Below are 12,309 nucleotides of genomic sequence, written 5' to 3' on the forward strand. Positions count from 1 at the left end.
GATGAGGGAGACGGCCATGAAAGTGAATGAGCTTGCCAAACGTGGCGGCGTCACCGCAGAGACCGTGCGCCATTACGCCCGCGAGCAGCTGCTGGCCCCGCAGCGCCACCCGGATAACGGCTATCAGCTGTTTTCAGATACCGACTTAGAGCGGCTGCGCTTTATTCAGCGGGCGCGCAAGCTAGGTTTTAGCGTCGCTGAAATCCGCGACATACTTTCCCACGCCGACCAGGGCGACTCCCCCTGCCCGCTGGTGCGTGATCTGCTCACCAGCCGCCTACCTCTCATTCGCGCCCGCATTGCTGAACTGGAAGCGCTGGCCGAGCGCATGGAGCATGCCCTCGTGAGCTGGCAAAACATGCCCGACGGCACGCCTGACGGACACAGCGTATGCCGCTTGATTGAAAGCTTTCCAGCGCCAGCGTCTAGCCAGGAGACACCATGAGCAACTCGTTGAGCGTCATCCGCGATGCTACCGGCAATGCCCAGCACACGGTGAAAAAGCAGCGTTTAGCGATCAGCGGCATGTCCTGTGCGGGCTGTGTAAAAAGTGTTCAGAAAGCGCTTGAGCATACCGATGGCGTCGACACCGCCAGCGTGAATTTCGGCACCCACTCTGCGCAGGTAGTTGGCAGCGCGGAAAGCCAAGCATTAATCGCCGCCGTTGAAGCGGCGGGCTATAGCGCGGCACCTATTGTGGACATGGCTGACGCCGAGCGTACTCGCGCAGAGCAAGATGCCAAGACCTATCAGCAGCGGCTACGCGGCAGCGCTGCTTCTCTAGCCTTAGCGATTCCTCTCATGCTTAGCATGTTCTTTTTTCACCCTCACCCAGTGGGCATGGGGCGTCTTTATTGGCTAGTCGTTGGCCTGCTCACGCTAGCCGTCATGGCCTTTCCCGGGCGTCACTTCTTCGTCAATGCTTGGAAGAGCGTAAAACATCATCAGGCCAATATGGATACGCTGATTGCCATGGGAACTGGCACCGCCTGGCTTTACTCCATGGCAGTGGTGCTGCTCGCACCGTGGCTACCGGAGGTGGCTCAGGGTATCTATTTTGAAGCCTCTGCGATGGTGATCGGGCTGATTCTGCTCGGCAATGCCCTGGAACTACGCGCGCGCGGTCGTACCAGCAATGCTTTAAAGCGCCTACTCGATCTGCAAAGCCGCACGGCGCGGATTATCCGCGACGGCCAGGAGCAGGAGGTTGAGATTGATGATGTGCGCACAGGCGATCATATTCGGGTACGCCCCGGCGAACGCCTACCGGTAGACGGCCAGGTGACCGAAGGCCAAAGCCATATTGATGAGTCCATGCTTACTGGCGAACCGGTGCCGGTTGCCAAGCACGTTGGTGATGACGTCAGCGCTGGCACGGTGAATGGTCGTGGCGGGCTGGTGTATCAAGCAACGCGAGTAGGCGCCGACACTCGGCTTGGGCAGATTACCGAACAGGTGGCGAGTGCCCAGAACTCGCGCCCACCGATTGGCGAACTCGCCGATCAGGTCTCCAGCGTATTTGTCCCTTCGGTCATGATCATTGCCGTGCTCACGGCGCTGACCTGGTTCAACCTGGGGCCGGCACCGCTGGTCATCCATATGCTGGTCACGGCGACCACCGTGCTAATCATTGCCTGTCCCTGCGCGCTGGGCCTGGCAACGCCCATCTCGACCATGATCGGCGTTGGCAAAGCGGCAGAGTACGGAGTACTGGTGCGCAACGGCGAAGCGCTGCAAACCGCCAGCAAGCTCACCACGCTAGTCGTCGATAAGACCGGCACGCTGACCCAAGGCAAGCCCAGCGTCACTGATGTACAGATGTTTGACACCGAGCAATCCACCGCACTGGGATGGGTGTTCGCACTGGAGCAAGGCTCCGAACATCCGCTGGCAACGGCGCTGATGTATTACGCCGAAGAACATAACGCTCCAACCGCTGAGATTGAGCATTTCGATAGTGTGACCGGGGGTGGCGTGAAGGCGCAAACTGCCGATGGCAAATCACTATTACTGGGCAATGCTCGCCTACTGACGGAAGCGGGGGTGGATCTCCATGCGGGTGAGGGCCAAGCCCGCACTCTGGAAGCGCAGGCCCGCACGCTGGTGTACTTAGCGATAGATGGCAAACTGGCCGCCCTGTTTGGTATTAGCGACCCTCTGCGTCGCGACACCGTGGCCGCCATCAAACGTCTACAAAAAGACGGCTTGACCATTGTGATGCTCACTGGTGATAACGAGCACACCGCCAAGGTAGTTGCTCAGGAAGTGGGTATTGACGAGTATCGTGCGGGTCTATTGCCTGAAGACAAGCACGCCGAGATTGAGCGGCGTCAAAAGGCGGGAGAAATCGTTGGCATGGTGGGCGATGGCATTAATGATGCGCCCGCCCTGGCCCGGGCAAATGTAGGCTTTGCCATTGGTCAAGGCACCGACGTAGCGATTGAGAGTGCGGGCATAACGCTAATGCGCGGCTCGCTACACGGAGTGGCATCCGCCATTGAGATAAGCCGAGCAACGCTGCGTAATATCAAACAAAACCTGGTGGGCGCGTTTGGCTATAACCTGCTGTGTATTCCCATCGCCGCCGGCGTGCTCTACCCGCTCACCGGCACTTTGCTCTCGCCAATGATCGCCGGAGCAGCGATGTCGCTCTCTTCCATCACCGTGGTGAGTAACGCTAACCGTTTACGGCTATGGAAATCAGACAACCCGGAGATTGCCTCATGAGTATATTGGTTAACCTAGCAGGGCTGGGTGCCATCGCGCTGATTGTGTGGTGGTTCTGGCTCAGCTGACGCCGATATAGCGCCCTGGCTTATGATTCAAGGCGATAATCAGATTGAGCGTCAGCGCCCCCAGCACCGAGTAGCCCACGCGATCTAACGGTAGCTGTGTCAATGCAATCAGTAAAATGACGCCATCGATTGCCAGTTGAACATAGCCTGCGCGCAGGCCGTGTTTATCCTGTAGATAAAGCGCCAAAATATTAATACCACCAAGACTGGTGCGGTGGCGAAATAGCATCAGCATGCCAATGCCCATTAACGCACCACCCATTAGCGCAGCATAGAGCGAAGGCACGTTAGCAAACTGCACCCAGCCTTGGGTGAGTTCCGAAAACAGCGAGACCAAACCAATCGCAGCAAAGGTACGCAGCGTGAAACTCCAGCCCATACGCTTAACGGCCAAATAATAAAACGGCAGGTTAATGGCAAAAAAGTACACCCCAAAGCCCCAGCCGGTGACGCTACTGGTCATATAGCTCAGCAACAGTGCCAGACCCGCGGTGCTGCCCGTGAGAAGCACCGCATGGGTGTAGAAGGTGATGCCCAGCGCAACAAAAAACGTGCCCAGCAGCATCGCCATGAGATCTTCATAAGGACGATGCTGGTCTTTGGGTAAATCTTCCACGAGCATAAGGGGCGACCTTACTTGGAGGTTGTTGGGGGTTTACGAGTTTGTGGGACGGTTTAAATAGCGCTGGCGTGTTCGACCATCAATTGAAGTGATTCGCGGCCGCGCCAGCGGTTACGATTAAGCTTATAGGCGCAGTGCAGCGTATCCCCCACGCTGAAACCAGGCAGCTCACCGGGCGTTAAAGCACGAAACCAGATGGCTTTGCAGGTTACCGGACCGGTGGAAAGCTCCAGCATCAGATGCGAGCCCTCGGCACCGACCGGGCGCAATGCCTCTACGATAAAGCGCCCTTCAAACAGCGGTGGATCAAATTCACGTCCGTAGGGGCCGAGCATTTCAATCTCTTTTAGCGTTGTCAGCGAAAGCTGTGCGGTGGAAAGCTCACCGTCGGTCCATAAGCGCGGGTAAAGCGTTCGCCCTCCCAACTGCTCGTTGACTGCCTGCAAGAAAGCCGCCTTAAAAGCATCAAGCTGGCTCCGAGGCACGCCAACGCCCGCTGCGCCACTATGACCACCAAAGCGCGGCAGCGCCTCGGGAGCAAGCTCATAAGTACGCTGCAGGGCATCGCGCAGATGCAGCCCATCGATTGAGCGACCAGAGCCGGTGAGCATGCCGGGGGTCGCGGCCTGGGTAAGCACCAATGCCGGGCGCCCGTAGGCCTGCACTAATCGCGAGGCAACGATGCCCTGCACACCAGGGTGACCATCTTCCAGCAGCACTATGACGGCAGGCTCGTCAGCGGACAGTGCACTCACCGCCAGGGTGCGCGCTTCGGCAGCCATATCCGCCTCAATGGCCTTGCGCGACTGGTTATCCTGATCCAACACGTCGAGCTGACGATTGGCAACGGCATCACTTTCAGCAAGCATAAAATGCAGCGCCGCGTAGGGATCATCAAGCCGCGAACGCGCGTTGATACGCGGCCCCATCTGAAACGCCAGTGTCTCGGCATTAAACGGCACGCTGTCAGCGCCTAAGCGCGTGGCCATAGCGCGCCAGCAGGCCGCATCCATACGATTAATCAGCGTTAAACCTTGGCTGACTACCGCACGATTCGCGGGGCTGCCGCCCAGCGAAACACAGTCAGCTACCGTGCCTAGCGCCACGTAGGAAAGCCAGGGCGAAAGCTTGGGCGTCGCCTCAGAAAGCGCCCCCCACTCGATCAATACGCCGCGTGCAAGCGACATCAACAGCCATGCCACCATACACCCGGCAATCGTTTTGTCGGGATAGTCACAGTCATTGCGGGTCGGATTTACACAGGCATAGGCCGACGAGGGCGGGCCCTCCACCGGCAGCGCGTGGTGGTCGCTGACCACTACATCGATACCCGCTGCTTTGAGGCGTGCAATACGCGGCTCATCGGAGCTACCGCAGTCGGCAGTGATCACCAGCGTTGGAAAAGGCTTAAGTGCGAGCGTGCGTTCCACCAGCGGCAGACTAATGCCGTAGCCGTCGTTAATACGATGGCCAATCAAACTGTGCAATTTGCCTTCCGGCACGCCGAATAGCTCCACTAGCGTGCGCCGAATCACCACGTGCGACGTGATTCCGTCGACGTCGTAATCGGTAAGAATGCCAATGGCCTCGCCTTCGGCGACCGCCTGGGCGATGCGTTCGGCGGCGCGGCGGCCGTCGACAAGCTTCTCAGGGTGAGCCAAATACCGCAGGCTGGGTGCGATTAACGGCGCAAGCTCACCGCTATAACCCGGCAAGCGTGAGGCTAGCAAGCGCGCCTGCAGCTCACTTAGGCCCTCTGCTTGCGCGCGAGCGTAGAGCGCCTCGTCCAGTGGACGAGGCTCCAAGCGCGGCCTGGTTGTACTAGGGGGCAGCGTGTCGTTAGACAATTCATTCACGGCGTTCATTAACGGTTCAACGACGATGTTCAGCGACATACTGCTGCACGGCGGCAAGCTCGGCGGGCAGCACGGTGTAACGCTCTTCGCGCTCAAGCAAATCGTCCATGTGCGGCGGCAACGGCACGCCGAGGAAGCCCGCTTTCACCACGGCTTCGGCAAATTTGGCCGGGTGCGCAGTCGCCAGCGTAATCATCGGCGTTGATTGGTCCGCACGGGCACGCTCAGCGGCCCAATAGCCGGTAGCGGTATGCGGATCAAGCATTTCGCCCGTACGTTTATGGGCGTCACGGATCGCTTCCAGAATGGTTGTATCGTCCACGCTGTAGCTTGCAAACTTCTCGCGCAGCTTGGCCAGCGGCGCATCCGCTAAGGCGGTAGGCTCCTGCTGGAAACGTTCAAGCAGCGCCGCCACGGCCAGGCCGTCGCGGTCATAGGCGTCAAACAGCAGGCGTTCAAAGTTAGACGACACCACGATGTCCATGGAAGGCGCTAGCGTCGCCGCCAGCTCTTTTTTGGAGAAGTCGTTGGCCGCTAAGGTGCGATGCAGAATATCGTTGGCATTGGTGGCAATGATGAACTGCTTCACCGGCAGCCCCATTTTGTAGGCCATGTAGCCTGCAAATACGTTGCCAAAGTTAGCCGACGGTACGCAGAAACTCACCTCACGATGCGGCGCGCCTAGCGCAACGCCCGACGCAATGTAGTAAACGATCTGCGCCATAATGCGCGCCCAGTTGATCGAGTTCACCGCGACCAGGCGAGTCCCGTTCAAGAAGGTTTGATCGGCGAAGCTCGCTTTCACCATCGCCTGGGCGTCATCGAAATTGCCCTCAATGGCAATATTGAAGACGTTGTTGGCCAGCACCGAGGTCATTTGACGACGCTGCACTTCCGACACGCGGTTGTGCGGGTGCAGGATAAAGATATCCAGGTTGTCGCAGTGGCGGCAGCCTTCAATCGCCGCCGACCCAGTATCGCCAGATGTGGCTCCCATGATCACCGCGCGCTCGCCGCGCTTTTTCAGGAAGTGATCCAGCAGGCGACCTAGCAGCTGCAGCGCTACGTCTTTAAACGCCAGAGTGGGGCCATGAAACTGTTCAAGCAAAAAGTGATTGGCATCGAGCTGCTTGAGCGGCACTACCGCATCGTGATTAAACGTTGCGTAGGCTTCGGTAACGATACGCTTGAACGTCGCATCATCGATTTCGCCATTCACAAACGGCTTCATCACCCGAAAGGCGATCTCGGCATAGGAGAGCCCGGCCATATCGGCGAGCTCTTCGCGGGAAAACTCAGGCAGCGTTTCTGGTACGTACAGCCCACCATCACTGGCCATACCGGTGAGCACTACTTCTTCAAAAGACAGTGCGGGCGCCTGCCCACGCGTGCTGATATAGCGCATCTTGGCTTACTCCCCTTCGTCCAGGCTTTCCACACGAATACGCGTCAGCGGCCCAGCGATATCAGCCATTGCTTCGATTTCACGAATGGCTTCGTTCATCTGTTTCTCTTTGGTGCGATGCGTCAGCAGAATAATCGGCACCAGCTCGCCTTCGGTGGCTTCTTTTTGAATCAGCGCCTCGATCGAGATGCCCTGCTCAGCAAGAATGGTTGCCACGCGTGCCAACACGCCTGGGCGGTCGACGGCCAGCAGGCGCAGGTAGTACGCCGTGGTGATATCTTCCATCGGCATGATGGGCAGCTGGCTGACATCGTCATCGATACCGCTGAACGCCAGATAAGGCACGCGATAGCGGTGATCCGTGGCGATATCCCGGGCCACGTCAAGTAAGTCGGCAACCACTGCCGACGCTGTTGGCTCAGCGCCAGCACCCGCGCCGTAGTAAAGCGTTGGGCCAACCGCATCGCCCATGACCGCGATGGCATTTTTAACGCCATGCACATTGGCCAGCAGGCGCTCTTTGGGGATCAGCGTGGGATGAACACGCAGTTCAAGCCCTTGGTCGGTGCGTTTGGAGATACCCAAGTGCTTGATGACATAGCCTAGATTATCGGCCTGCTCAATATCTTCAGAGGTGATTCGCGAAATGCCTTCGGTGAAAGCGCGCTCAAACTGCAGCGGCACGCCATAGGCGATAGAGGCCAAAATAGTCAGCTTATGCGCGGCGTCGATGCCTTCCACATCAAAAGTGGGGTCGGATTCGGCGTAGCCTAACGCTTGTGCTTCAGCGAGCACGTCTTCAAAGGCACGGCCTTCGTCGCGCATATGGGTAAGAATGTAGTTGCCGGTGCCGTTGATAATGCCGGCCACCCATTCGATGCGGTTGGCACCTAAGCCTTCGCGCAGCGATTTAATCACGGGAATGCCGCCGGCAACGGCGGCTTCAAATGCCACAATCACGCCCTTTTCATGGGCGGCTTTGAAAATTTCATTACCGTGCACGGCAATCAACGCTTTATTGGCCGTGACCACGTGCTTGCCATTAGCAATGGCGGTCAGCACGAGTTCGCGAGCCATATCGTAGCCGCCAATCAGCTCAACCAGGACATCCACATTGGGGTTAGTGGCAACTTCAAACACGTCAGAGGTGGCATTGATGCCGGTAATATCGCAGTCAGGGTGAATACTGCGGTGAGCGACCTGTTCAATCACAATAGGACGGCCAGCACGACGCGCAATATCGTCGGCATTGCGGGTCAATACGTTAAAGGTGCCGCCACCGACAGTGCCTAAACCACAAATACCTACTCTTACCGGTTTCAAAATACTTCCCCTTTCACAGTTCGCACCCGTCAGTGTCGGGTCTTAAATTTGGAGTCTCAGCAGTCGTTGCTGTCGGTGACGTTATTCGTCGTCTAAGCCTAACATGGCGGTGAGCCGCTCGGGGGGCACAAATCCAGGCACTAGCTGCCCATCAGGTAAAATAATGGCGGGCGTACCCTGCACACCCAATGCTTTGCCCAAATCATACTGCCCGGCGACGGGATTGTCGCAGCTTGCCGAGCTAGCAATACTCTGACCTTCTTTGGCCTGGGTCATCGCTTCGCTGCGGTTATCCGAACACCACACCTGCTGCAGAGTGGTGGCAGCGGCGCTATTCATACCGGCGCGAGGAAAGGCCATGTAGTGAACGGCGATACCGCGCTCATTGAGCTCGGGAATAGTGTCGTGCAAACGCGCGCAGTAAGGGCAGGTCGGGTCAGTAAACACCACGATGGTCGCCTTAGGCTCTGCGGCACCGCGGAATACGACTCGCTCGCTTTCCGGCACGGCCGCTAACGCATCGGCGCGCTCTTGGTTTTGCGCCTGTTCCGTTAAGTTAATCAGCCCGCTGGGCGCATTTTCATACAGGTCGCCAAGCAAAAAGTAGCTACCGTCAGCGTTCGAGTAGAAGGACTCGCCACTTTCCAGCCGCACATGATAGATACCATCCATGGGCGTTTCAGTAACCGCTTCGACAGGCATCGATTGACCATTAACGCTCAGTGAGCCAGCTAAACGGTCTGCCACGTCATCGGCTTGAGCAGCCACAGGCAATAGGCTACCCGCTATCAGCAGCGTCATCATTGAGAAAGGAGACAGTAAAGGCAGTGCTAAAAAATGGCGTTGACGCATCATCAATTCAACCTCGTGGGTGGTGTTCTGCATGTAAGCTTTCCAAGCGCGCTTGGGCTACATGGGTATAAATTTGGGTCGTCGACAAGTCGCTATGACCCAGCAACAGCTGTACGACTCTCAAATTGGCCCCATGATTCAATAAATGGGTCGCAAATGCGTGACGTAGCGTATGCGGTGACAGCGGCCGGGTAATCCCAGCCGTTATCGCATGAACTTTAATGCGGTGCCAAAACGTTTGCCGTGTCATGGCTTTGTCGGCGCGCCCAGGAAACAGCGCCGGACGCGTTGGGTCGCTCATTAAGGCAAGCCGCGCGGTCTGCATGTAGTGAGCTATCCAATCGGCGGCCTCTTCGCCCATGGGCACTAGGCGATCTTTATCGCCCTTACCGCGTACCCGCACCACCCCTTGGCGAAGATTGACCGCGTCACCGGTGAGTCCTACCAGCTCAGAAACTCGCAGGCCACAGGCGTAAAGCAGCTCAAGCATGGCGCGGTCGCGTACTCCTAGCGGCGTATCCGTATCGGGCGCCATCAGCAGCCGCTCTACCTCGTCCTCATCCAGCGTGTTGGGCAATCCGGGGATCACACGCGGCAGCTTGATATCCGTTAGAGGATCGCTCGCCACCTGATTATTCAGACGGCCCCAGCGGTAAAAACTACGCAAGGTCGATAGTAGCCGGGCGGTGCTACGTAACTGGTAGCCTTGCTCACGGCGGCTGGAAAGCCATTCTCTGAGCCGCTCAGGCGGCGGTGCCAACAGCGCCTCACCGTGCGTGTCCAGATGATTTTGCCACGCGGTTAAATCACGTCGATAGGCCGCTAAAGTATGGTCGCTAGCCCCTTGCTCTAACCACAGGGCATCCAAAAAAGCATCAATAACGCTCATACGTTAGCCATCTCCCGGCGCCTGCTTTAGCGTGACTACGCAAAGCACCTGCTCTATAGACAAAACCCCGCCCCGCAAAGCGGTGACGGGGTTTTGGTATCCAGACGCTACGCATGTCCGAAAACAGCGAGTGCCTGTGGAACAGTGGCGATTAAGCCAACTTTTCCTTGATACGTGCTGAACGACCGCTGCGCTCGCGCAGGTAGTACAGTTTGGCTTGACGCACGTCGCCGCGACGTTTGACTTCAAGCGAGTCAACTAACGGGCTGTAGGTCTGGAAAGTACGCTCAACGCCAACACCGTGAGAAATTTTACGCACGGTGAATGCGGAGTTCAGGCCACGGTTACGCTTACCGATGACCACACCTTCAAATGCCTGAAGACGCTCGCGAGTACCTTCTTTTACTTTTACCTGAACGACAATAGTATCGCCGGGGGCAAAGGGAGGAATTTCTTTGCCCATTTGCTCAGATTCGATCGCCTGGATCACTTTGCATTTACTGCTCATCATCATACTCCTGAATAACGTAATGGCTTGACCGCTCAATCATGGGAGGCGGAAGCCGTGATCCCGGCGCTCGAAACAAGCTGCGCGGGAGTCGTTATGGGTGACACAGGTACGCAGGCTTGCTGCCTTGTTCGCCCTGCACCGCCGCCCTGGCCTACTGAGTGGGCAAACGCCTACTGAGTGGACAGCGCGTGTTCCTCGATAAACTCATTCAACAGCTTGCGCTGTTCGGCATCTAACGGCCGCCCTTCTAACATATCCGGACGACGCTGCCATGTCCGGCCTAGCGACTGCTTTAACCGCCAGCGCTTGATGGCTGCATGATTACCGCTTAACAGCACATCGGGCACTTGGCGCCCGTCAATAACCTCTGGACGGGTGTAGTGCGGGCAGTCTAACAGACCGTCATTAAACGAGTCTTCGACAGCGGAATCCTGATGGCCCAGCACGCCGGGAATCAGCCTTGCCGCCGCATCAATTAGCACCATCGCTGGCAGCTCACCGCCGCTCAGCACATAGTCACCAATTGACCATTCTTCATCGATGTCACTTTCTACCACGCGCTCGTCAATGCCTTCATAGCGTCCGGCCACGACTACTAGTGGTCCGGCACAAGCTAGTGCTTGAACGCCCTGCTGATCTAGCTTACGCCCTTGAGGCGACAGGTAGATCACCGTCGGCACTTGGCCGGTGGCTTGCTGTGCCCGCTCACGGGCTGCAAAAATCGCTGCGCGCAGGGTATCGACTTTCATCAACATCCCAGGACCACCGCCATAGGGGCGGTCATCAACGCTGCGGTGGCGGTCAGTGGCATAATCCCGCGGATTCCAAAATTCCAGTGCGATACGCTGTTTATCTACCGCTCTGCCGACCACGCCTTGTTGCGTTAGCGCATCAAACATCTCGGGAAACAACGACACCACACCAATCCACATTGCAGGCGTTGCTAGGTTTTCACCAGTGACCGGCTCACTTGAGTCGGACGGCACATCATTGTTCAGCGTATCCAACTCGCTCAGCTTACTCAGCTCTCTCAAAACTCAGGATCCCAATTGACGACCATGCGGCCCTCGTCGAGACTGATTTTGACAATGACATCGTCTGGTAAAAACGGCAGCAGCCGCTCACGCATGTCGATCGCATCCTGATCACCGCGAACCACCATGACATCGTTGGCGCCAGTTTCAAACAGGTAGCTTACCCGCCCTAGCCGCTCGCCGGCCTGAGTGAAGACCGCCATGCCTTCAAGCTCATGCCAATAGTATTCATCGTCAGAAAGCTCGGGCAGTGCTTCTTTAGGCATCAGAATGTCCGTTTGGGCCAATGCTTCAGCCGCATCACGGTCATCAACGCCCTGCAGTTGCACCACAACGCCTTTGCCCTGCCGACGTCCCTGAACAATGCTTATGCGCTTAAGCGTTTCGCCTTGGCGCAACCACCATTCCGGGTATTCGAGAATGCTGTCCATCGGGCTAGTATAGGAATACACCTTCAGCCAACCTTTCACCCCATAAGGGCTAGTCAGCTTGCCTAGCACCACATGCGTGTCGTCAGTTTGGCTTAGTTCTTGGCTTAGCTTTTGACTCAGTTCAGAACGCGTCATTGACGACCTCAGCTACCTAGCACTCAACTAATTTCACACAGCAAGTCTCACACAGCAGGCTTATGCCTGTTTGCGTGCTTCTTTAACCAGCTCAGCAACACGACCAGAAAGCTGGGCGCCTTGGCTCTGCCAGTGAATAACGCGGTCTAGGTCAACGCGCAGACGCTCTTCCTGACCACGGGCTACCGGGTTAAAGAAGCCGATACGCTCGATGAAACGACCGTCGCGAGCGTTACGAGAATCAGTAACGGTCAGGTGGTAAAAGGGACGCTTCTTGGCGCCACCACGGGCCAAACGAATGGTAACCATACGATAACTATCCTTCGGTTGAGGTTACGAGAGTGTGTTTCTAGCGCTTAGCGCCGTCGGAACACTCGTCGTGCTACATGCTATATAAAGGCCTTCATTGATGGGCGCTGCTGCCACGCTTTACGCGCTTTTAGGCAACACCCACGC

Annotated in this window: 12 protein-coding genes; 2 read left to right on the forward strand and 10 right to left on the reverse strand. The window is 57.1% G+C overall.

Translation table 11 applies throughout. The annotated features are described in order from the left end of the window. Positions 1-16: 16 nt before the first annotated feature. Together ACT3TF_RS10350 and ACT3TF_RS10355 are read left to right on the forward strand one after the other, a co-directional pair. Complete coding sequence (locus ACT3TF_RS10350) at positions 17-445, forward strand: MerR family transcriptional regulator (RefSeq protein ID WP_096276047.1); 429 nt, start codon at positions 17-19, stop codon at positions 443-445. Next, positions 442-2,727: a heavy metal translocating P-type ATPase gene (locus tag ACT3TF_RS10355; RefSeq protein WP_444672182.1), complete on the forward strand. Its 2,286-nt coding sequence runs from the start codon at positions 442-444 to the stop codon at positions 2,725-2,727. Before ACT3TF_RS10350 ends, ACT3TF_RS10355 begins: the two co-directional genes overlap by 4 nt. Before the next feature lie 60 nt (positions 2,728-2,787). On the opposite strand, the gene ACT3TF_RS10360 is transcribed toward ACT3TF_RS10355, so the two are convergent. The 10 genes from ACT3TF_RS10360 to rpsP form a co-directional block, all read right to left on the reverse strand. Further along, on the reverse strand, positions 2,788-3,417 hold the full coding sequence (locus ACT3TF_RS10360) for a YitT family protein (protein WP_444672183.1): 630 nt from the start codon (positions 3,415-3,417) through the stop codon (positions 2,788-2,790). A gap of 53 nt (positions 3,418-3,470) precedes the next feature. Next, on the reverse strand, positions 3,471-5,282 hold the full coding sequence (locus tag ACT3TF_RS10365) for a single-stranded-DNA-specific exonuclease RecJ (RefSeq protein ID WP_444672198.1): 1,812 nt from the start codon (positions 5,280-5,282) through the stop codon (positions 3,471-3,473). Between the two features lie 7 nt (positions 5,283-5,289). Further along, entirely contained in the window at positions 5,290-6,678 is a 1,389-nt protein-coding gene (thrC, locus tag ACT3TF_RS10370) for a threonine synthase (protein ID WP_444624424.1), read from the reverse strand. 6 nt (positions 6,679-6,684) lie between these two features. Beyond that, on the reverse strand, positions 6,685-8,001 hold the full coding sequence (locus ACT3TF_RS10375; RefSeq protein WP_096276055.1) for a homoserine dehydrogenase: 1,317 nt from the start codon (positions 7,999-8,001) through the stop codon (positions 6,685-6,687). A gap of 81 nt (positions 8,002-8,082) precedes the next feature. Then, entirely contained in the window at positions 8,083-8,886 is an 804-nt protein-coding gene (locus tag ACT3TF_RS10380) for a DsbC family protein (protein WP_192536227.1), read from the reverse strand. Next, complete coding sequence (xerD, locus tag ACT3TF_RS10385) at positions 8,861-9,742, reverse strand: site-specific tyrosine recombinase XerD (protein WP_096276059.1); 882 nt, start codon at positions 9,740-9,742, stop codon at positions 8,861-8,863. Before xerD ends, ACT3TF_RS10380 begins: the two co-directional genes overlap by 26 nt. A 151-nt stretch (positions 9,743-9,893) precedes the next feature. After that, positions 9,894-10,250: a 50S ribosomal protein L19 gene (gene rplS / locus ACT3TF_RS10390; RefSeq protein ID WP_096276061.1), complete on the reverse strand. Its 357-nt coding sequence runs from the start codon at positions 10,248-10,250 to the stop codon at positions 9,894-9,896. A gap of 173 nt (positions 10,251-10,423) precedes the next feature. Next, positions 10,424-11,185: a tRNA (guanosine(37)-N1)-methyltransferase TrmD gene (trmD, locus tag ACT3TF_RS10395; protein ID WP_441684552.1), complete on the reverse strand. Its 762-nt coding sequence runs from the start codon at positions 11,183-11,185 to the stop codon at positions 10,424-10,426. Positions 11,186-11,283: 98 nt separating this feature from the next. Next, positions 11,284-11,853, reverse strand: a complete 570-nt coding sequence (rimM, locus tag ACT3TF_RS10400; RefSeq protein WP_096276063.1) for a ribosome maturation factor RimM — start codon at positions 11,851-11,853, stop codon at positions 11,284-11,286. Positions 11,854-11,913: 60 nt separating this feature from the next. Continuing rightward, complete coding sequence (gene rpsP, locus ACT3TF_RS10405; protein ID WP_096276065.1) at positions 11,914-12,162, reverse strand: 30S ribosomal protein S16; 249 nt, start codon at positions 12,160-12,162, stop codon at positions 11,914-11,916. Between the last annotated feature and the right edge of the window lie 147 nt (positions 12,163-12,309).

This window comes from Halomonas sp. AOP25-F1-15, assembly GCF_052378675.1.
Classification (GTDB): Bacteria; Pseudomonadota; Gammaproteobacteria; order Pseudomonadales; family Halomonadaceae; genus Vreelandella; species Vreelandella casei.